Origin of the sequence: Pseudomonas sp. MF6755, assembly GCF_016405635.1 — a bacterium.
GTDB lineage: Bacteria > Pseudomonadota > Gammaproteobacteria > Pseudomonadales > Pseudomonadaceae > Aquipseudomonas > Aquipseudomonas haemolytica.
Map to the genome: position 1 here is coordinate 314,012 of NZ_JAEKDA010000002.1, position 20,786 is coordinate 334,797.

Annotated in this window: 23 protein-coding genes; 2 read left to right on the forward strand and 21 right to left on the reverse strand. The window is 60.5% G+C overall.

What is annotated here, in order from left to right; genetic code table 11:
• Positions 1-114: 114 nt before the first annotated feature.
• The 5 genes from araH to JFT66_RS03905 all read right to left on the reverse strand — a co-directional run bounded on the left by araH (position 115) and on the right by JFT66_RS03905 (position 5,146).
• A complete protein-coding gene (gene araH, locus JFT66_RS03885) occupies positions 115-1,080 on the reverse strand; it encodes an L-arabinose ABC transporter permease AraH (RefSeq protein ID WP_034120773.1) in 966 nt (321 codons plus the stop codon).
• A gap of 19 nt (positions 1,081-1,099) precedes the next feature.
• Entirely contained in the window at positions 1,100-2,599 is a 1,500-nt protein-coding gene (gene araG, locus JFT66_RS03890; protein ID WP_153839942.1) for an L-arabinose ABC transporter ATP-binding protein AraG, read from the reverse strand.
• Complete coding sequence (locus JFT66_RS03895) at positions 2,596-3,576, reverse strand: substrate-binding domain-containing protein (RefSeq protein ID WP_034120775.1); 981 nt, start codon at positions 3,574-3,576, stop codon at positions 2,596-2,598. The genes araG and JFT66_RS03895 overlap by 4 nt, the downstream gene beginning before the upstream one ends.
• 32 nt (positions 3,577-3,608) lie before the next feature.
• The gene (locus tag JFT66_RS03900) at positions 3,609-4,430 is read right to left on the reverse strand and encodes an SDR family oxidoreductase (RefSeq protein WP_034120776.1); all 822 of its coding nucleotides are present in this window, start codon (positions 4,428-4,430) and stop codon (positions 3,609-3,611) included.
• A 236-nt stretch (positions 4,431-4,666) separates the two neighbouring features.
• Positions 4,667-5,146 (reverse strand): GNAT family N-acetyltransferase, encoded by a 480-nt coding sequence (locus JFT66_RS03905; RefSeq protein ID WP_034120778.1) that lies wholly within the window; start codon positions 5,144-5,146, stop codon positions 4,667-4,669.
• A 189-nt stretch (positions 5,147-5,335) separates the two neighbouring features.
• Here JFT66_RS03905 and JFT66_RS03910 point away from each other — a divergent pair, with 189 nt between their 5' ends.
• Both JFT66_RS03910 and JFT66_RS03915 read left to right on the forward strand, forming a co-directional pair.
• Entirely contained in the window at positions 5,336-5,680 is a 345-nt protein-coding gene (locus JFT66_RS03910) for a hypothetical protein (RefSeq protein ID WP_034120780.1), read from the forward strand.
• 51 nt (positions 5,681-5,731) lie between these two features.
• Positions 5,732-5,998: a hypothetical protein gene (locus JFT66_RS03915; protein WP_034120781.1), complete on the forward strand. Its 267-nt coding sequence runs from the start codon at positions 5,732-5,734 to the stop codon at positions 5,996-5,998.
• A 70-nt stretch (positions 5,999-6,068) separates the two neighbouring features.
• Here JFT66_RS03915 and JFT66_RS03920 read toward each other — a convergent pair whose 3' ends face one another.
• The 16 genes from JFT66_RS03920 to fabG all read right to left on the reverse strand — a co-directional run bounded on the left by JFT66_RS03920 (position 6,069) and on the right by fabG (position 20,763).
• Positions 6,069-6,986, reverse strand: a complete 918-nt coding sequence (locus tag JFT66_RS03920; RefSeq protein WP_034120782.1) for a PfkB family carbohydrate kinase — start codon at positions 6,984-6,986, stop codon at positions 6,069-6,071.
• On the reverse strand, positions 6,979-8,445 hold the full coding sequence (locus JFT66_RS03925) for a purine-cytosine permease family protein (protein ID WP_198858796.1): 1,467 nt from the start codon (positions 8,443-8,445) through the stop codon (positions 6,979-6,981). Before JFT66_RS03925 ends, JFT66_RS03920 begins: the two co-directional genes overlap by 8 nt.
• A gap of 109 nt (positions 8,446-8,554) precedes the next feature.
• On the reverse strand, positions 8,555-9,556 hold the full coding sequence (locus tag JFT66_RS03930; RefSeq protein ID WP_034120784.1) for an ADP-ribosylglycohydrolase family protein: 1,002 nt from the start codon (positions 9,554-9,556) through the stop codon (positions 8,555-8,557).
• Entirely contained in the window at positions 9,553-10,266 is a 714-nt protein-coding gene (locus tag JFT66_RS03935; RefSeq protein WP_198858797.1) for a GntR family transcriptional regulator, read from the reverse strand. Before JFT66_RS03935 ends, JFT66_RS03930 begins: the two co-directional genes overlap by 4 nt.
• A gap of 70 nt (positions 10,267-10,336) precedes the next feature.
• Positions 10,337-10,897, reverse strand: a complete 561-nt coding sequence (locus JFT66_RS03940; protein WP_034120786.1) for a DUF1285 domain-containing protein — start codon at positions 10,895-10,897, stop codon at positions 10,337-10,339.
• 16 nt (positions 10,898-10,913) lie between these two features.
• A complete protein-coding gene (locus JFT66_RS03945; protein ID WP_153839948.1) occupies positions 10,914-11,519 on the reverse strand; it encodes a DUF4823 domain-containing protein in 606 nt (201 codons plus the stop codon).
• Between the two features lie 81 nt (positions 11,520-11,600).
• On the reverse strand, positions 11,601-12,569 hold the full coding sequence (locus JFT66_RS03950) for a GTP 3',8-cyclase MoaA (RefSeq protein WP_034120788.1): 969 nt from the start codon (positions 12,567-12,569) through the stop codon (positions 11,601-11,603).
• 114 nt (positions 12,570-12,683) lie between these two features.
• Positions 12,684-13,352 carry a TetR/AcrR family transcriptional regulator gene (locus JFT66_RS03955; protein ID WP_034120789.1) on the reverse strand — a complete coding sequence of 223 codons (669 nt, stop codon included), beginning with the start codon at positions 13,350-13,352 and terminating at the stop codon, positions 12,684-12,686.
• 445 nt (positions 13,353-13,797) lie between these two features.
• A complete protein-coding gene (locus tag JFT66_RS03960) occupies positions 13,798-14,583 on the reverse strand; it encodes a TatD family hydrolase (RefSeq protein WP_198858798.1) in 786 nt (261 codons plus the stop codon).
• A gap of 63 nt (positions 14,584-14,646) precedes the next feature.
• The gene (locus tag JFT66_RS03965; protein WP_162525001.1) at positions 14,647-15,636 is read right to left on the reverse strand and encodes a DNA polymerase III subunit delta'; all 990 of its coding nucleotides are present in this window, start codon (positions 15,634-15,636) and stop codon (positions 14,647-14,649) included.
• Positions 15,629-16,261 carry a dTMP kinase gene (gene tmk, locus JFT66_RS03970; RefSeq protein WP_034120793.1) on the reverse strand — a complete coding sequence of 211 codons (633 nt, stop codon included), beginning with the start codon at positions 16,259-16,261 and terminating at the stop codon, positions 15,629-15,631. The genes JFT66_RS03965 and tmk overlap by 8 nt, the downstream gene beginning before the upstream one ends.
• A gap of 19 nt (positions 16,262-16,280) precedes the next feature.
• Positions 16,281-17,402, reverse strand: a complete 1,122-nt coding sequence (gene mltG / locus JFT66_RS03975; protein ID WP_153839951.1) for an endolytic transglycosylase MltG — start codon at positions 17,400-17,402, stop codon at positions 16,281-16,283.
• A 1-nt stretch (position 17,403) separates the two neighbouring features.
• A complete protein-coding gene (pabC, locus tag JFT66_RS03980) occupies positions 17,404-18,219 on the reverse strand; it encodes an aminodeoxychorismate lyase (protein ID WP_198858799.1) in 816 nt (271 codons plus the stop codon).
• Entirely contained in the window at positions 18,219-19,463 is a 1,245-nt protein-coding gene (gene fabF / locus JFT66_RS03985) for a beta-ketoacyl-ACP synthase II (protein WP_034120798.1), read from the reverse strand. Before fabF ends, pabC begins: the two co-directional genes overlap by 1 nt.
• Before the next feature lie 128 nt (positions 19,464-19,591).
• On the reverse strand, positions 19,592-19,828 hold the full coding sequence (gene acpP, locus JFT66_RS03990; RefSeq protein WP_003175607.1) for an acyl carrier protein: 237 nt from the start codon (positions 19,826-19,828) through the stop codon (positions 19,592-19,594).
• Positions 19,829-20,019: 191 nt separating this feature from the next.
• A complete protein-coding gene (fabG, locus tag JFT66_RS03995; RefSeq protein WP_034120800.1) occupies positions 20,020-20,763 on the reverse strand; it encodes a 3-oxoacyl-ACP reductase FabG in 744 nt (247 codons plus the stop codon).
• Positions 20,764-20,786: the final 23 nt, after the last annotated feature.

The window sequence follows — 20,786 nt, forward strand, 5'->3', positions numbered from 1 at the left end:
GGGGGCTTGCTCCCGATAGCGGTGGGTCAGTTACAGATGCAGTGACTGACACTCAGCTATCGGGAGCAAGCCCCCTCCCACATTTAGCCTTCACATGGCATAACTTTGCATAACTCAGCGTTGCTTCATGCGGTCGATGATGACAGCCAGCAACAGGATCGAACCACGAATCACATACTGGTAAAACGTGTCGATGTTCTTCAGGTTCATCGCATTCTCGATGATCGCCAGGATCAGCACCCCGGCAATCACATGGCGGATCATGCCAATGCCGCCGCTCAACGACACACCGCCCAGCACACAGGCGGAGATCACCGTCAGCTCGAAACCCTGGCCGATCATCGGCTGGCCCGAGGTCATGCGCGAGGCAAGGATCACCCCGGCCAGCGCGCCGATCAAACCGTGCACGGCAAAGATGATGATCTTGGTGCGGTCAACGTTGACCCCAGCGAGTAACGCGGCCTCCTGGTTACCGCCGATGGCCATGGTGTTGCGCCCATAGGTGGTGTAATTGAGCAGCCAGCCAAAGAACACAAAACACAGCACGGTGATGATGATCGGCACCGGCACGCCCATCAGTTGGCCGTTGCCGAACACGAAGAAACCTTCGTCCATCACCCCTACCGCCTTGCCGTTGGAGAAGATGTACGCCAGGCCGCGCACGATCTGCATGGTCGCCAACGTGGCAATCAACGCATTGATGCGCAGCTTGGCAATCACGATGCCGTTGATCAGCCCCACCACCAGGCCCATCGCCAAGGCCGCCGATACGCCGAGTACCACGCTGTCGGTATCACGGATCACAATCCCCGCCACCACGCCGGCGCAGGCGATCACCGAGCCCACCGACAAATCGAAATGCCCCGACGCCAGACAGAACAACATGGTGCACGCGGCGATGCCCACGGTGGAAATCGCCAGGCCCAGTCCACGCATGTTCAGCGGCGAAAGGAAGTTGTCGATAAACACCGCGCTGAGCACAAAAATGCCCAACGCCGCCAATAGCATCACCCAGTCATCAAGAAATTTGCGCTGGTTGAAACCCGGCCAGAAGCCCTTTGCAGTTTTTACCTCAGACATACCCAACCCCTCTTATTCTTCAAGCCCGCGAACGCGGGAGCGCCAGTTGCAGTAGCCGCGCTTCATCCGCTTGCGCGCGGGGCAATTCACCGGTCAAGGCGCCTTCGCTCATCACCAGGATGCGGTCGGAAATGCCCATCACTTCCATCAGGTCGCTGGACACCACGATTACCGCAATACCGCCGGCTGCCAGGTTATGGATGATCTGGTAGATCTCCGATTTGGCGCCGATGTCGATACCACGCGTGGGCTCGTCCAGCAGCAAGACCTTCATCGGCATCGACAGCCAGCGGCCAAGAATGGCCTTCTGCTGATTGCCGCCGGAGAGGTACATGATTTTCTGCTCGGCATTCGGCGTCTTGACTTTCATGGCCTTGATTTGCCGGTCGGCGTTGCCCTTCTCCCAGTCATCGCGCAGTAGCCAGCCGAAGGTGGCATGGGCGCCGCGGGCGCTGATGTTGATGTTTTCGGCCACGCTGGACAGCGGGATAATGCCTTCCTTCTTACGGTCCTCCGGGCACAGCAGCACACCGGCGCCAATGGCGTCGCGGGGCGAACGCAAGTGCAGCGCTTGCCCGCACAATTGCAACTGGCCCGCCGTGGCCCGCTCCAATCCGCTGAGCAGGCGAAACAACTCCGTACGCCCGGCGCCGACCAAGCCAAACAGGCCAAGAATCTCGCCCTTGTGCACGTGCAGGCTGACCGGTTCACGCAGGCCCGGGCCGAGCAGGCCATCGACCTTGAGCGCCACCTCGCCGTGTTCGCGTGGGCGGTAGTCGTAGATGTCCTGAATATCGCGACCGACCATGCAAGTCACCAACTGGTCGTGGGTCAGCGCGCTCATGTCATCGAAAGTGCGCACGTAGCGGCCGTCCTTGAACACCGTCACCGCATCGCAGATACGAAATACCTCTTCCATGCGGTGGGAGACGTAGAGCACCACTTTGCCTTCATCGCGCAGGCGCGTGATGATCGCCATCAGGCGATCGATTTCCCGTGCCGACAGACTGCTGGTGGGTTCATCGAAGGCGATCACGTTGGCGCCACGGGACAGCGCCTTGGCGATTTCCACCAGTTGGCGCTGGCCCAGGGACAAGCGTCCGAGCTTCTCGTCGGGATCGATCTCATCGGCCAGGCCCTTGAGACAGGCCAGCGCCTGCTGGCGTAGCAGACCACGATTGACCACCCCAAAGCGCGTCGGCAGATGCCCAAGGAAGAGGTTTTCCGCCACGCTCATTTCCGGCACCAGATGCAGTTCCTGATGGATCACCGCGACCCCGCTGGCGATGCTGTCGGCAGCGTTTTTGAAGGCCATGGTCTGATCGCCGATCTGCACCGTACCGCTGCTCGGCAAGTAGGCGCCGCCGAGGATTTTCAGCAAGGTCGACTTGCCCGCGCCGTTCTCGCCCATCAGCGCGTGCACCGAGTGCGGCCGCGCTTCGAAGCTGATCTGCGCCAGCGCCTTGACCCCGGGAAACTCCTTGCCAATGCCGTTGAAACGCAGGGCCGCGGCGGTCATTTCCACAGACCGATTTTGCTCAACTCTTCCTTGAAGTTGGCGCGGGTGATCAGGGTGACGTTATCCAACGCGGTGAACTTGGCCGGCTCGGTGCCTTTAGTCACCCACTCGAACATCGCAGTGGCAGTTTTGTAGCCCGAGGCGTCAGGGCTCAGCAGCATCGAGCCGTAGAAACCGGTATCGGACTTCTTGAGTTCTTCGATGGCGTCAGTACCGTTGATGCCAACGCCGATCACATTGGCCGCCTTGAAGCCGGCGCTTTCAGTCGCGCGCACACCGCCGAGCACCGTGCTGTCGTTCATGCCACCGATGATCAGGTTTTTCGCACTGCCGGGCAGTTTCACCAATGCCGAGTTGGTGGAGTCCATGCTGCCGGGTACGTCGAGGGTTTTCTGCGCGCTGAACAGGATATGGTCAGCCGGCAGGCCTGCGGCCTTGAGCCCTTCGACCGAACCGTCGGTGCGTTTCTTGCCGGTTTCCAACTCATCGAAGGTGTTGATGACGGCGTAGGTTTCTTTCCAGTCCCAGTTGCGTTTTTTCGCTTCGGCGGCCATGGCTTCGCCCTGTTTCTGGCCGATCTTGTAGGCATCCAGGCCGACGTAGGGCACGTCTTCCATGGGCTTGCCCTTGGCGTCGACGAAGCGGTCGTCCACTGCCAGCACTTTCAAATCATTGAGCTTGGCCTTGGCCATGATCGCCGGCCCCAGGGACACGTCCGGCGGGCAGATCACAAAACCCTTGGCGCCGTTGGCCGCCAGCGTGTCGATGGCCGACAGGGTTTTCTCACCGTCGGGCACGGCGATCTTGATCACCGTGAAGCCCTGGTCCTTGCCGGCTTTTTCAGCAAACGCCCATTCGGTCTGGAACCAGGGCTCTTCGGCCTGCTTGACCAAAAAGCCGATCTTCACCTCTTGCGCCGATACGAAGCCGCTGAACGCCATCGCAAACGCCAGGGTGCCGAGTGTCTTCTTAAGCATGAACCACCTCCTTCTTGTTATTGGAAAACGATTTAGTCGTGGTACATCACAGAACGTCCGCCATCGATCATCAGGCAGGTGGCATTGATAAAGGGCGCCTCGTCGGTCGCCAGGAACAGCGCCGTCATCGCCACCTCAATGGGCTGGCCGATGCGTTTGGGCGGGTGCAGGTCGAACGCGCGCTGGCGTTCGGCGTGGGGGTCAGGGAAGCCGTTCCAGTAATCGACGTTGAGTTGGGTTTCGATGTAGCCGGGAGCGATGGCGTTCACGCGAATGCCCTTGGGCGCGTATTCGATGCCCAGGGCACGGGTGAGGCCGAGCAGGCCATGCTTGGCGACGGGGTATGGAAAGCAGCCGGGAATGATGTGGCTGGAATGGGTGGAGGCAATATTAATGATGTTGCCGATGCCCTGCTCGATCATGTGCGGCAACACCGAGCGGCAGCCGTACCAGGCGCCGTCGAGGTCGATGGCGAAGCAGCGACGCCAGTCGTCGTCGGTCATCTCCAGGGGGTCACGGAACACATTGACGCCCGCGCAGTTGACTAACACATCCACGCGGCCAAAGCGCTCGATGGCCAGGTTGACCAGCGCCTGCCATTGATCCTTGGAGGTGATATCGACGGGTTGCGCATAGATCTGGGCGCCGCGTTCGCGCCAATGGGCGGCGACCTTCTCGACTTTTTCGCCCTGGATATCGGCAATGATCAACCGGGCCTGCTGGGCCTGGAAACAGGCGACGATCGCCTCGCCAATACCTTGGGCGGCGCCGGTAATGATCACCACCTTGTTCTTCAGTCGCTCGCCGTAAGTCGGCTCGGGCACGGCGGGTAAGGCCAACGGTTGTGACTGCATCGCTTCACCTGTTTTATTTTTGGTAGTGAGTGCTGATGCAGGCGACTATAAACCCATCATTTGAAATATCTCAATATATAAATTTACATCCCATATATTGGAATAAATTCAAAAAAATGTGGGAGCGGGCTTGCTCGCGAATGCGGTGTGTCAGCCACACATCGGTTGACTGATACACCGCATTCGCGAGCAAGCCCGCTCCCACATTCGATCTTCGGTATTTAAAGAAGGGAGCGTCAGCCTACGGCGAAGTCGCGCAACGCTTCGCCTTCCATGCGATAACGCACCCACTCTTCCTGCGGCTGGGCGCCGATGGATTTATAGAAGGCAATCGCCGGCTCATTCCAATCCAGCACGCTCCATTCAAACCGCCCGCAACCGTTGTCACAGGCGATCTTGGCCAAGTGGCGCAACAGCTTTTTGCCTGCCCCGCCGCCGCGTTGTTCCGGGTTGATGTAGAGGTCTTCCAGGTACAGGCAATTGCTGCCCAGCCAGGTGGAATAGCTGAAAAAGAACACCGCAAAACCAATCGGCAGCCCGTCACGCAGACACATCAGGCCATGGGCCGTGGCGCCTTCGCTGAACAGGCTGCGTTCGATATCCACCACGCTGGCAATCACCTCATGCCGGGCTTTCTCGTACTCGGCCAGCTCGGTGATAAAGGTCAGGATCTGCGCAGCATCGCTGGGCACGGCGGGGCGAATCTCGATGGTCATGGGCGAGCCTTGGGCAAATTCAAAGCCCACATACTAAGGCGGTTTGATGACCGATTGCAGCGCAATTCCCGCAACTGGCACACAAAAACTTACAGCCAGCGCAGCACCGTTCGTCGCCATCAAGGCACGATCGGCAAATGCGCGCGGACCAATACAGGGTAAGGACATTAATCATATGGAGACACCCTCATGAAAAATTCCAAATTTGCTGCCCTCGCCCTCACCGGCCTGTTGTCTGCCGCGTCGCTGAGTGCATTTGCTGCCACCTCGTCGACCGGCAAGACTGATCCAGTCGATAGCTCGCCAAATCCGGCCACCCAGGAATCCCTGGACTCGATGGGTACCGGCCAAGACACCAATGGCGGTGCAATTATTCAACCGGGCGCTGACCCTCGCACCCAGGGCAATGACACACAACGCCAGGCACCTGCTGCCGTCGGCAACGGCAAAATGGGCCCAGCTATCAACCAACCCAACATCAATAAAGGTGACGACTCGAACGTCCCAGGCGCACCGAAACAACCCGCGCCTTGATACACCCATAGCACGACCAACACCCGATCATTTCCCAGTGAAGAGGTACGCATGAACGTCGATAGAAACCTTGAAAAAGAAGTCCTCACCCGCCTGCTGCACGCTCACCCGCAAGGCCTGGGCAAGGAGGTGCTGGACAATTACCGCGGTGAAAAAGAAGTCGCCAGTGTCTTGGCGTTCCTGCAAGACCGCGGGCTGATCAAGGATGGGCATGTGACCACCGACGACGCCGGTGAATACTCGTTGAACCTGCCGATCAAGCTGACCGCGTCCGGTGTGGATGAGGCGCGCAAGCAGGAAGAAGAAACCCGTCAATAAAGTTGACGCAAAATGTGGGAGGGGCGGCGCGATGATTCGCGCTAACTCTCCCACATTTTTGAACCTCGTTTTATTCAGAGACTAAAGCGTCGACCTCAGCCGTACCTGGGGCAGTTGCCGGCCCCCAACGCGTTACCGCCAGTGCCGCTGCCGCATTCGCTCGACGTGCTGCGTCAACCGGCTTCAAGCCCTTCGCCAACCCAGCAATAAACACCCCTGCATGTGCATCCCCTGCGCCATTGCTATCCACCGCCTGCACCTTGAACCCCCTCACCTGTTCGATCTCGTCCGCATGCCCTACCCAGCAGCCATTCGGCCCATCGCGCACCACTAACAGCGTCTTTACAGGCAAATGGCGCGTCAATTGCGGCAACGCGCCAGCGATATCTCTGGCCCCCGTGAACGCCAGGGCTTCAGGACCATTACTGGTCCAGATGTCGATACGCGGCAATAACGCACGCATCAAGGCCGAATCCGGGGCCTTGACCAGCGGTCCCGGATCGAACACCACCACGATCTCCCGCGGCAACGCCAGCAACCAGTCGATCAGCGGCCGGGCCTTGCCTTCAAGCAGCAAGCTGTAACCACTGACGTATACGTAGTCGTCGGCATGCGGTACGACCCGGGCCAAGTCTTCAGCACTCAGTTCACCCTCGGCGCCGATATGGGAAATGAAGGTGCGCTCAGTACTGGCCTCGGTCAGAGACACGCACAAGCCGGTGTCTTTGTCGCCGCTGGCCGCCAAGGCCATCTCAATGCCCTCGGCCTGCATCGCCGCGCGCGCCAGGTCGCCGAAGCGCCCGTGGCCGTGGCGGCCCAGGTAAATCACCGGCAAGCCATTGCGCCGTGCGGCGGCCATCACGTTAAAGCCGCCACCGGCTTCGAAACTGGCGGATTTGGCCAGCACGTCGCCGCCGGTTGCCGGCAGGGTGTCGAGGGCCATGACCAGGTCGACGATGACCTGGCCGGTGTGCAGCAATCTAGACATTGGGACTCTCTACCAAGGCCGGACGACGGTCAGATGCGCCGCCCAGTACTGCATACATTCCGCCGGCCACCAGGAAAGTGACAATCCAACCCAGGCCGTTATGGCCCAGCCAGGAATCGGACAACGGCCCGGCGAACCAGATGTTTTCAGCGGTGGTGCCGATGGTGGTGAAGCTCAAACCCAGCACAATAGCCAGCGCCCAGGCGCCAGACGCCCGCCATTCCACACCGCCGCGATACCAATAGGCGCTGCTCGGGCTGACGTCCAGCAGGTCCTTGGGGCTGTAGTAATGACGGTGAATCAGGTCGACCACGAAGATTCCGACCCACGCCGTGATCGGCACCGCCAGCAGCGAAATGAAGGTGATGAACGGGCCATAAAAGCTGTCGGCGATCAGCATGAAGTAAATCGAGCCGGCAAAGATCGCTACGATATCGACGATCACCGCATGTACGCGCTTTACCTTCAAGCCCAGGGTCAGGGTGGTGAGACCGGCCGAATACACCGACAGGTTGTTCGACAGCAGCAGCCCGCCGAACGCGGTGATCAGGTAAGGCACGGCCATCCAGGTCGGTAGCATGTCGCGGATCGCGATGATCGGGTCAGTGGCCGACGCCAGGTCATTGTTACCCACCGACAGCAGGCCGCCGAGGGTGATCAGCAGCACCAGCGGAATGCCCGCGCCAAACGCAGCGGAGGCCACCAGGCGCGCGGCCTTGACGCTGCGGTGCTGGTAGCGCGACATGTCGGCACCGGCGTTGGCCCAACCGATACCGGTGCCCGCGGCCATGGTGCCCACGCCAATGATCATCGCGCTTAACGGCGCGGGTGTGGCGTTGAACACCGCGTTCCAGTCGATGGTGGCGCAAAGGAAGCCGCCCACCAGAATGTTCAGGCCACCGAACACGTAGGTGGCCCACTTCTGGATCACCAGCAAGGTGGCATGGCCGAGGCCGGATACGGCCAGGGTCAGCAACACGAAGATGGCGATGAAAATCAGGGTGAGCAGCGGCGCGCTTTTTGCCTCCACCGCAGAGCCGAACAGGATCGAACACAACGACAGCAACACAAAGGCCGCGGTGGTGGTGTTGACGGTTTCCCAGCCCAGGCGCGACATCAGCGACACCAGCGTGGGGCCGATATTGCCGCGCACGCCGAAGATGGCGCGGGACAAGGTCAGGCTGGGTGCGCGACCACGGCGGCCGGCAATGGAGATGATGCCCACCACCGCAAAGGAACCGGCGGCGCCGAGGATTGCGACGATGATCGCCTGCCAGATGGCCAAGCCCCGAAACGCTACCAACGTCGCGCCGAGCGGCAAACCAAGGATGCTGATATTAGCGGCGAACCACACCCAGAACAGTTGCAGCGGATGGCCGTTGCACTCGCCTTCCGGGACCGGTTCGATGCCGCGTGTTTCCAGTTGCCCGGCGCTTTGGCCGGAAGAGGTGCTGCTCATGAAAAGGTGCTCCTGGTGCCTGTATTGTTGTGGTTGTGGCAGCGAGTCAGCTCTTTTGCCCGTCTTCCTGACTCGGCATTTTTTATTGTCGGAGCTGGCTCTGCAGTGCTTAGCGCAACGTAAGCAACCCGTGGACCAGCGGCTGCAAGTCCAGGCCATTGACCTGCTTGACCTGCTTGATCAACGCCTCAGGCCAGCACTGCATCCCCAGGCACGCCCCCAGCATGGCACCGAGGATCGCAGCGATGGTGTCGGTGTCGCCTCCCAGGCTGGCGGCCAGGCATAAGGCCTCGAAGGCATCCAGGTCGCCCGACGCGACTTGCTGCGCCAGGGCAAACGACACCACCACCGATTCCTGGGAGGCGACCGAAGTGCCGATCAATTCGTAGAGCAGGTCAGCAAACAGCGTTTTGTCGCCGCTGCCGACGCTCAGGGTGCGAGCCCAACTGATGCGGGTAGAAATGCGCCCACCGGCAATCCAGTGCCCATGGCTTTCGGCCTGCTGGGCGACCTGCGTGCCGATGTTCAGGGCTTCGCCCAGGTCCACGCCGTTGATGCCCGCCGAGACCACCGCTGCCACGGCCGCGGCACTGGAGATGCCCAGGCTGGTGTTATGGGTGACCTGGCAGGCCTGGATCACTGCCTGGATAAACCGCGCCGTGTCGCTGACATCGGCGGCGATGCCCACCGGGGTGATGCGCATGGCGGCGCCATTGGTGGTGCCGTAGCGCCCGGATTCTTCGGGCGTGTGACCGGCGAGGATCATGTCGATGGCCCGTTTAGTGGAAGGCCCGAGCAAGTCCTGGGAGCCCTTGGCGCGCATCACCGCTTCCCACTCGATCAGGCGCTGGGCAAGCACAGTGGGTTCGATGCCGCCTTGGCCTTCCACCAGCAACTGCCCGACCAGGATGGCCTGCTCGGTGTCATCGGTGATGGAACCGGCTGGCATGTTCGGGGCAATCGGTTGGTCGGCGCCAGCGTCTTCCAGGGTGGTGATAGCGCCGAAGCGTTTTTGCACCTGCTCTCGGCTCAAGGACTGAGTAGGCATACCCAAGGCGTCGCCCAGGGCAAGGCCGTAGAAGGCACCGAGTGCGCGATTTTCCCGGGTCATTTTGAAGCTCCAAACTGCAGGTGCAGACGAAAATGCAGCGGGTCGAGCACGCTTTCGACATGCTCCATGAAACGCTCGCGGCGGTCATAGGTGGTGCGCGACGCCTTGAGAAAGACAGCGCCGGAGGGGCGTCCGAGTAATTCGGCGTCTTTATCGCTCAGGGGCTCGGCACCCATCCATTGGTCACCCTCGGCGCCCACATAGCCGTAGGCAGCCAGGGTGATGGTCAGGGAATTGTCGATCAGGCCAGTGCGGGGCAGGCTTTCCAGGCCGCCAGAAGCAGGCATCAACGAGCGCTCCAGGGAGACGGCGGTACCGTCAGCCGTGAGCCGGCGGCGGTCGAGGGCAATGAATTGGTCAGTGCCGAAGCGGCTGGACAGGTCCGGGCGGGCCACAGCTTCGAAACGCAGGATGTCGGTGCTCACCTGGGCGCCCGTATCTGCCAGGGCCTGGGCCCAACCGCTGCGTTGGTCGAGCACCATGCCGTCAAAGGTGACGATGGAGCCGACGCCGCTCTGGGTGGCGATGTAGTTGCGGCGTTTAAGCTCAGCCAGCGCTTCGCGCAGCGTGCCACGGCTGACCGCAAATTCCTCGGCTAATTGGTGCTCGCCCGGCAACAGGAAACCATCGACCATCACCCCACCTTCGATACGGCGGATGAGCTCGTCGACGACGCGTTTTTTCTTATCAAATCGAACATGTCTAATCATGTACAAATTGATACCCGAAAGTCGTGGTTTACAGCAAGGGAATTATTTCAGGGTGAAGACAGAATCGGCCTCAGGGCTCCAGGCCGATGGGGAAAAACTCCCCGCAACTCCATACGCCAAGCCAGCTCTGACCGTTGATCGGACGGCTCACGGCCAGCTCCACCAATTGGTAGAACGCGTTGCGATGCACGAGGGCTTCAAGGTTGGTGCGTACCCGCAGATAAGGCGCAGGCTCGTGAGTGACGGGGTCGATCACCACCCGCAGCGGATGCTCAAGACCGGCCTCGACCTGCTCGTCGACGTTGGTGGTGAAACGCAATACCTGGCTTTCGCCCTGCCCTTGCACGTCTAGCGTAACGGCGACAAAAGGCGCGTCATCGACGGTTATCCCGACTTTTTCCACCGGTGTAACCAGAAAATATTCATCACCATCGCGGCGAATGATGTTGGAGAACAACTTGACCATCGGCTTTCGCCCGATAGGCGTGCCCTGGTAGAACCAGGTGCCGTCGCGGGCAATGCGCATGTCGATATTGCCGCAGAAATCCGGGTTCCATAGATGCACCGGCGCCGGCCCCTTGCCCTTGGGCAGTTGGGCCAATAGATCATTGGCCTTGGCGGAATCGGTCATGGGGTTCTCCTCGGGTCTACTGATTGCTCATGCCCAGCAAGCCCCGGGCGTATTGCGCCAGAGGGCGGGCAATCAGATCTTGTGGCGATGTGTCGTGGAACGTCAGTAAACCGCCACGACTGCGAATACGCGCAGTATCAATCAAATACTGGGTGCTGGTCTCGATCAACATGACCTGTATCACGCCGCTGTCCAGACCCAGGCGGTCCAGGGCTTGCTGATCGGTCCACTCGTCGGCGTTGCCGATACGGTCATCGGCTGCCGCAAAGCGGCAATACAGCAGGTAGTGAGCACCCGCCTCGCGAGCTTCGGCCATGGCCTGCTCGAGACCTTCCGGTTGGCGCGCGCGACGGACCATGGGGAAATACTCGACGAAGCCGTTGAACGCTTCCTCGGCCACTACGTTAGGCCGTGGGTACGCGCTGCCCGGCGGCACAAAGGCGCCCTGGGCGATAAACACAAAGGAGTCCGGTTGTATGCGCACCGAGGCGGTACGCCGAGTATCGCTGTGGTCGAGCAACCCGGCGTCGCTCATCTGATAGCGAGTGCCTTCGGCCATATCGCTGACGGTCATGCACCCACCCAGGGCCAACGACGCCAGCAGCAAAACCAGACTACGCATCCTAATCCTCCAGAAGCCGGTGACGGAAAACCGGCGAATGGGCGTGAGATGCAGGTTCTGCGCCATCTTGAAGGGCAACACTTAGCCGCCGATGATCTTCATGACCGTCGCGCCGCCGGAAAATGCCACTTCCTGCTTGTCACCCAGGGCCTTCATCAGCAAGCCCTGCAGGGCCGGCAATGCCTGATGACGCGGCTGGTCCAGCAAATCGCCGACGTAGTGGCGATTGCTTGAGGACAAGCACCCATGCAGCCAACCCGTGGAGGACAACCGCAGCCGCGAACAGGTGCGGCAGAACGGCACGCTTTCGTTGGCGATCACGCCGAAGAAACCCTTGCCCGGCACTTCGTAGCGCACTGCCGTGGCATCGACCGGCGCATTGGCTTGCAGGTATTCATGCTGTTCGCCGATCAGGCTGAGCAGTTGTTGCAGGCTGACGAACTGTTGCAGGAACGCGTTGGAGTCTTTCGCCAGGTGGCCCATGCGCATCAGCTCGATAAAGCGCAGCTCGTAGCCACGCTCCAGGCAGTAGTCGAGCAGCGGCATCACCTGGTCCAGGTTCTGGCCGCGCAACGGCACCATGTTGACCTTGATCTTGATCCCGGCGGCGCTGGCCTGGTCCATGCCATCGAGCACGGTGGCCAGGTCGCCGCCACGGGCGATGCTGCGAAAGGCATCGGCATCCAGGGTATCGAGGGAGACATTGATGCGCCGAATGCCGGCCGCCACCAGCAACGGCAGTTTGCGCGCCAGCAGTTGACCATTGGTGGTCAGGCTGATGTCGCTGAGGCCCATCTGCCCGACCGCGCCCATGAAGGCTTCCAACTTGGGACTGACCAGCGGTTCACCGCCGGTGATGCGCAAACGCTCGATACCGGCTGCTTCGATCAGGTAAGCCACGCCCCGGGCCATGGCCTCGGCCGAGAGTTCGTCCTGGGCAGCCACCAGCCGCTTGCCATTGGGCACGCAGTAAGTACACGCGTAATTACAGGCTGAGGTCAGGCTGATCCGCAAATTGCGAAAACGCCTGCCTTGACGATCAACGATCATGGATCACTCCGGCAGAGGATAATTCGGGCGCACTAAAAGCTGACTTATAAATCAGCTTTTAGCAAGATCCTTGCCTGAGTATATTCCTGGGGTACTACGCCTGGCAGCAAATCATTACGGAGTAGGCGTTTGCACAGGCGCGGTTTCAACGGCGGCGGGCTCAGCACTGTGCTTGCGCTTGTTGCCCATGCGTACGCCGATGTCCATCAGGAACTGGAAGAAGCCTTCCTGGTCTTCCAGCACATTGCTCCAGAACGGCGAGTGGTACAGCGCCACGGCGCCATGCACCAAGGCCCAGGCGGCGCAGTAGTGGAAGTATGGCGGCACGTCTTCAAGCTTGCCTTCACTGATGCGGCCCTTGATCAGCAGGGTCAGGCGTTCGAAGTTCGAGGCACGGATCTTGTGCAGTTCCTCGACCATTTCCGGCACTTGGTGGCCTTTGACCACCTTCTCTTCCAGGCGGTCGAACAGGCGGTAGCGCTGCGGGTCCCGCATGCGGAACTCGAAGTAAGCGCGGGACAGGGCTTCCTTGTCTTTGTCGACATCGGCCGAGTGCAGCAGCTCGTTCAAGTCGCGCTCGTAGTCGAGCATCAGGCGCAGGTAGATCTCGGCCTTGGATTTGAAGTGCTTGTAGATCGTGCCTTTGCCGATACCCACGGCATCCGCAATCATCTCGACGGTGACGCTGTCTTCGCCCTGATCGAGGAATAACTTGAGTGCAGTGTCGAGAATTTCCTGCTCACGGCGGCGAAACTCACGGACCTTACGGGGTTCTTTGTGCATGAGGAAGAGGTCTGCAAAGGTCGGAATAGGGAGGGTTGCGCAGGGCCACCGATACGTGGCGATACGATTTACCCGATGCGAGGGATTATCCCGACTGAACGGTCGTTGGGCAACGTCTATGTGAACCCGCCAGGCACTTAACTTTCAGTGCGCCAACGATTTCAGCGATATCAGTCAGAAATAATACGCAACACCTGACCCTGCCCATCAGCGCAATGAGAACTCAAGCGAAGCGCACGTATTCCAAATCTGTTTAAAAAACGATCAATCACGACTGGACTGAATGGGATACTGATCAATACTTCAACTGTTGGCGCGACATCTCCCCCAAGTGAAGCGTCGACCTGGGTACCGACGGACTGCGTACCCTTGTTTTACTCCTAATGGTCTTAGCCCGGATTCCCCCCCCAGAACCCGGGTTTTTTTTGCCTGAAATTTAGCTGTGTTACCCAGCTACGTGGGCCAACGGAAACAGGCGCTTGAAGTTCTCGGTGGTCTGCTCGGCGAAGCGCTCGTACGACTCGCCGCGCAGAATTGCCAGGTAGTCGGCCACGTCACGCACATATTCCGGCAGGTTGGGCTTGCCGCGATGGGGGATGGGCGCCAGGTACGGCGAGTCGGTTTCTACCAGCAGACGGTCGGCCGGCACCTGGCGGGCCACGTCGCGCAGCGCATCGGCATTACGGAAGGTGACGATACCCGACAGGGATATATAGAACCCCAGGTCCAGGGCCGCCTTGGCCATGTCCCAATCTTCGGTAAAGCAATGCAACACACCGGCCTGCGGCAGCGCGGCTTCACGCAGCAGCGTCAAGGTATCGGCGCGGGCACCCCGGGTGTGGACGATCACCGGCTTGCCAGTCTGCTGGGCGGCCTGCAGGTGCAGACGGAACGAAGCCTGCTGCAACTCGGCCGCTTCGGGCTCGTAGTGGTAGTCCAGTCCGGTTTCACCAATGGCTACCACCCGTGGATGGTTGAGTTCACCCAATAGCCAGTCGAGGGCCGGGGCTTCGCCAGGCTTGAGGTCCAGCGGATGGATACCGACCGAGCAATCCACGTCGGGGTAGCGATCAGCCAAGGCTTTGACGTCGGCGGCGTTCTCTGCGCTGACACCAATGCACAGGAAGTGACCGACCCCGCGTTGGCGGGCCGCCTCAAGGGCGGCGTCGAGGGAACCGCCGTGCTGGGCAAGGTCGAGGCGATCAAGGTGGCAATGGGAATCTACGAGCATAGGAATTCAGGACTTAAGTCACGAAAAGAGTCTGGCCAACGATACACCCGTTGGCCACGGAAATTAACGCCGCCCGAGCAGGCCGACCCACTGCACCAGCAGCGCCTCGAGCAACAGCACGCGGTTGAGGTTGGCTTTGCCGAGTACCTTCTGGCGCTGGGCAAGAATCCAGTCCTGGATGTTAAGTACTTTGTCCTGAGCACTTTTCTGCGCGAGGTACTGCACGACCTTGCGCATATCCGCCAGGCCCAGGCCCTGTTCATCCTGGGTTAATTGGTAGCGCAGGATCAGGCTGGACCAGTCGCAGAACCAGTCGAACAACAGCAACAGGGGAATATCCTTCCAGGCGCTTTCGGCCAATTGCGTGGCGGACAACTCCTGCTTGAGCAGCTTCTTCACGCCATCCACGACCAATGCCCGCTGCTCACGCACGCCCTGGGCTTGCAGCTTCACCGCCGCCAAGGGCGAACCGGCCGCCAGGGTCAGCAACTCGACCCGTTCTTCTGCGGTGCACTCCGGCAACGCCTGTGCCAGCCATTGCAGGCTCATGGCTTCGCTCGGCAACGGGCAAGCCTGCTGCACGCACCGGCTGCGAATAGTTGGCAACAAGCGGCTGGACTGATGGCTCACCAGCAACAGCACGGTATCGCCGGACGGTTCTTCGAGGCTTTTGAGCAAGGCGTTCGCGGCGTTGATGTTCATCGCCTCCACCGGCTCGATCAGCACCACTTTGCGCCCGCCCATCTGCGCGGTCTGTACCACGAAGCTGACGAGATCACGCACCTGGTCGACCTTGATCGCCTTGTCCGCCTCCTCGGGCTCCAGCACATAATTATCCGGGTGACTGCCGGCCCTGAGCAGCAGGCAGGACTTACATTCGCCGCAGGCCTCCAGGTTGACCGGACGCTGACACAACAGGCTGGCCATCAGGCGCTCGGCGAGGTGGCGCTTACCAATGCCCACCGGCCCGTGCAGCAAATAGGCATGGGCGTGCTGGGCACGGCCGGCCAATTGCTGCCACAGACTGTCCTGCCACGGGTAGGACTCAGCCACGGGTGCGCTCCAGGAGTGTCGGCAACAGCGCATCGATGGCCCGTTGCACCTGGGCCAGCGGCTGGGCGGCGTCCAGCAGGTAATAACGTGCAGGCTCAGCCTTGGCACGCTGCAGGAAAGCGCTGCGCACAGCATCGAAAAACGCCTGGCCTTCGAGTTCGAAGCGATCCAGGCGACCACGAGCACTGGCGCGAGCCATGCCCACTTCCACCGGCAGGTCGAACAGCAGGGTCAGGTCGGGGCGCACATCACCCTGCACGAAGGTTTCCAGGGTGGCGATACGCTCCAGGGACAAACCCCGGCCACCGCCCTGGTAGGCGTAGGTGGAATCGGTGAAGCGATCGCAAATCACCACCGCACCACGTGCCAGCGCCGGGCGAATCACTTCGGCCAGGTGCTGGGCACGGGCGGCAAACACCAGCAGCAACTCAGTGTCCGGGTTCATCTGCTCATCACCCGGGGCCAACAGGACTTCGCGAATACGCTCGGCCAGCGGCGTACCGCCCGGTTCCCGGGTCAGCACCACTTCTATGCCCTCGGCGCGCAGGCGCTCGGCCAGGTAGTCGCGGTTGGTGCTTTTGCCGGCGCCTTCCGGGCCTTCCAGGGTAATAAACAAGCCAGTCACAGGCAGTCCTTAGTCAGAGTCATTGCGGGCTTTGCGGCGCGGTGGTGTCCGGCGCGGGCTGGGTCGGAGCATCGGCAGGAGGGGCAACATCTTCCAGCGGTTTCACCACCGGCGCCGGGCTGGAACGGTAGTCGGCACGCCGCTTGAGCTGAAACTCACGCACGGCGGCATTATGCGCATCCAGGTTATCCGAGAAAATGTGGCTGCCATCACCACGGGCGACGAAATACAGGCTGCTGCCCGGCACCGGGTTCAGCGCCGCGTGGATGGCCTCGCGGCCAACCATCGCGATGGGTGTCGGCGGTAGGCCGGCGATCATGTAGGTGTTGTAAGGGTTGGCTTCCTTGAGGTGGGCGCGGGTCAACTTGCCGTTGTAGCGCTCACCCAGCCCGTAGATCACGGTTGGATCGGTCTGCAGCAACATGCCGATTTTCATGCGACGTACAAACACACCGGCAATCTGCCCACGCTCCTGCGGCACACCCGTCTCCTTTTCTACCAGGGACGCCATGATCAGCGCTTGATAAGGGTCGGTATACGGCGCATCGGCGGCACGCTTGCTCCACTCTTGGGCGAGCACATCGTCCAGGCGGTTATAGGCTTTCTTCAGGAATTCGACGTCGGTCATGCCGCGTACAAAGCGATAGGTGTCAGGGAAGAAACGGCCTTCAGGGAACACACCCGGATGGTCGAGCTTGTCCATCACTTCGCTGTCAGTCAGCCCAGGGAGCGTCTGTACGATTTTTTCATGCTTGGCCAGAGCCGTACGCACCTGACGGAAGTTCCAGCCTTCCACCAGGGTCAGGCTGTACTGCACCACTTCGCCACGCTGCCACAGGCCGATCAAGCCTTCGGCGGTAAGGCCTTGGGTCATGCGGTATTCACCGCTGTGCAGTGGCTGGCCTTCGAGGTTGAAGCGCCAGTACAGGCGCAGCCAAAATGCATCGTCGAGCACACCGTCAGCTTCCAGACGATTGAAGGTACCCGTCGGCGTAGCGCCAGCCGGGACGTCGAGCAACTGCTCCTGGGACAGCTTCAAGGGCTGCTTGAGGGCAGAGTCGAGTTTCCAGGCCGAAAAGCCCACGAGCAAAGCCGCCGAGACCAGGCTGATCTGCAGCAGTAACACCAGTTTTCGTATCAACTCAAATATCCAATAGCGCGCGAACAATGCCCTGCAGTTTACGGGTGAGTGGCCCAACCGACCAGCTCATCGCAGCGCATCCACGCACCGGCCAAATGCCATATACGCTGTTGCAGACGAAGACTTCATCGGCCTGTCGCAACTGCTCGACACTGATGTCAGCCACGGCCAGCGGGACGCCCAGCGCTTGCGCCTGGGCCAGTAGCTCGGCGCGCATCACGCCGGCAACGCCGCACCGGCTCAGATCAGCAGTTAGTAACAAGCCATTGCGCACCAGGAACAGGTTGCTGAATACGCCTTCGACAACCCGGCCAGACATATCCAGCATCAAGCCTTCGGCATGCTCGGCATCTTGCCACTCGGCGCGCGCGATCACCTGCTCAAGACGGTTGAGGTGCTTGAGGCCGGCCAACAGCGGCTGTTCGGCCAAGCGGGTGGCACACGGAAACAGGCGGATACCATCGGTTCCATGGGCAGGGGGATAAGTAGCGGGCGCACTGCCCTGCAAGATACGGCGCACCGGGGCGCCAGGGTTAAGGCCATAACCGCGCAAGCTGTCGCCACGGGTAAGGATCAATTTGAGGACACCGTCGCCAAGGGCGGCGGCATAGGCTAGCACTTCGCTGCGAATCAATCCGTGATCCGTCATCAATGCCAAACGCCTGCAACCCTCATCCAGGCGTTGCAGGTGACGCTCGAGCAGCAGCGGCTGCCCGGCCTTGACGGCAATGGTCTCGAACACACCATCGCCATACGCCAGGCCGCGATCTTTCAGGGGCACGCTGTCCGCTGGCTGACCGTCGACCCAGCTGTGCATCACTCGGCGAACCGGCGGAACACCAGGGAACCGTTGGTGCCACCGAAACCGAACGAGTTGGAAATCACCACATCGATCGGCATCGGTTGCGCTTCGTGAGGCACGAAGTTCAGGTCACAACCTTCGTCCGGTTCATCCAGGTTGATGGTCGGCGGAGCGACCTGGTCCTTGATGGCCATCACACTGAAGATCGCCTCCACTGCGCCCGCCGCGCCCAACAGGTGGCCGGTCATGGACTTGGTGGAACTGACCGCCAGCTTGTAGGCGTGCTCGCCGAACACCGACTTGATGGCCTCGGCTTCCGCCAGGTCGCCGGTCGGGGTCGAAGTACCATGGGCGTTGATGTACTGCACCTGGTCGGGATTGACCTTCGCATCGCGCAGGGCATTGGTGATGCAGCGCGCAGCACCGGCACCGTCGGACGGTGGCGAAGTCATGTGGTACGCGTCGCCGCTCATGCCAAAGCCAATCAATTCGGCGTAGATGGTGGCGCCACGCGCCTTCGCGTGCTCCAACTCTTCCAGCACCAGCGCACCGGCACCGTCGGCCAGTACGAAGCCGTCACGGCCCTTGTCCCACGGACGGCTGGCACGGGTCGGTTCGTCATTGCGCGTCGACAGCGCGCGGGATGCGCCGAAGCCGCCCATGCCCAGGCCGCAGGCGGCCATTTCGGCGCCACCGGCGATCATCACGTCCGCTTCGTCGTAGGCGATATTGCGCGCCGCCATGCCGATGCAGTGAGTGCCCGTGGTGCATGCCGTTGCAATGGCGTAGTTAGGCCCCTGTGCGCCCAAGTGGATGGACAGGAAACCGGAAATCATATTGATGATCGAGCCCGGCACGAAGAACGGTGAAATTCGACGGGGGCCGGAATCGTGCAGCGTGCGGCTGGTTTCTTCGATATTGGTCAAACCGCCAATACCCGAACCCATGGCCACGCCGATGCGTTCACGGTTGGCGTCGGTGACTTCCAGGCCGGCGTTACGCACTGCCTGAAAACCGGCTGCCAGGCCGTATTGAATGAACAGGTCGAGCTTGCGGGATTCCTTGACCGAGAGATATTCCTCGACATTGAAGCCCTTTACCGAGCCGCCAAAACGGGTGGAATAGGCAGAAAGGTCCGTGTGTTCGATCAGACCAATACCACTGTGGCCAGCCAGAATGCCCTGCCAACTGCTCGGCACGTCCGTGCCCAGTGGCGACAACATACCCATACCGGTGACTACGACGCGTCTACGCGACACAGCACTCTCCTTTTTCTTGATGACGACACTTTGCTTCACCGCTCACTTTTGATCAGGGCTAAAGAAAAAACCGCACGCCGTTACAGCAGTGCGGTTTTTCCCTGACAGCAAGCGACGACTACAAACTATTACGCCTGGTGGCTAGTAACGTAGTCGATAGCAGCTTGAACAGTAGTGATTTTTTCAGCTTCTTCGTCCGGGATTTCGGTCTCGAATTCCTCTTCCAGAGCCATCACCAGCTCAACGGTGTCAAGGGAATCGGCACCCAGGTCTTCTACGAAGGAAGCAGTGTTGACCACTTCTTCTTCTTTAACGCCCAGTTGCTCGGCGACGATTTTCTTGACGCGCTCTTCGATGGTGCTCATACCTTGTTTAACTCCTAATGGACAAATTCAGGCAGCTGGCCAGTGGGTAAGTGTATAGAAAGCCTTTTCAGCTTTTCAACTGAAAGCTTCACCCTGTACCCGGTCCGCCACCTGCCTATAAATTAAGTTGCAGCTTTATAACGGATTTTAGACAGCTCGTATGACATTTTTTTGAAGCGATCCGTCACAATTTAACTCATGTACATCCCGCCGTTCACCGGGATTGTAGCCCCAGTCACGTATGCCGCACCGTCGGATGCCAGGAAAGTGACCACATTCGCGATCTCTTGAGCCTGGCCCAGACGGCCCAGCGGAATCTGCGTCAGCAAGGCTTCACGCTGCGCTTCCGGCAGTTCGCGGGTCATATCGGTGTCGATGAACCCTGGGGCCACCGAGTTGACCGTAATCGACCGCGAGCCGACTTCACGCGCCAGAGCACGGCTGAAACCTTCCAGGCCGGCCTTGGCAGCTGCATAGTTTACTTGGCCTGCGTTGCCCATGGCACCCACTACGGAGCCAATATTGATAATTCGGCCCCAACGCGCCTTGGTCATGCCGCGCAAAACGCCCTTGGACAGGCGAAACAGACTGTTCAGGTTGGTATCGACCACGTCGTACCACTCGTCGTCTTTCATGCGCATCATCAGGTTGTCACGGGTGATGCCGGCGTTGTTCACCAGAATAGCCGGCGCACCGAACTCTGCAGTGATCTGGGCCAGCACCGCGGCCACCGACTCATCGCTGGTCACGTTCAGTTCAAGGCCGGTGCCTTGCACGCCGTTTTCCTTCAGGGTCGCTGCGATACGCTCGGCGCCCGAGGCGGACGTGGCGGTACCGATCACAACGGCGCCCTGACGGCCCAGCTCCAGAGCGATAGCCTGGCCAATGCCACGGCTTGCGCCGGTAACCAGTGCAACTTTACCTTGCAGACTCATGCAGGCTTCTCCTAATTTCGGGA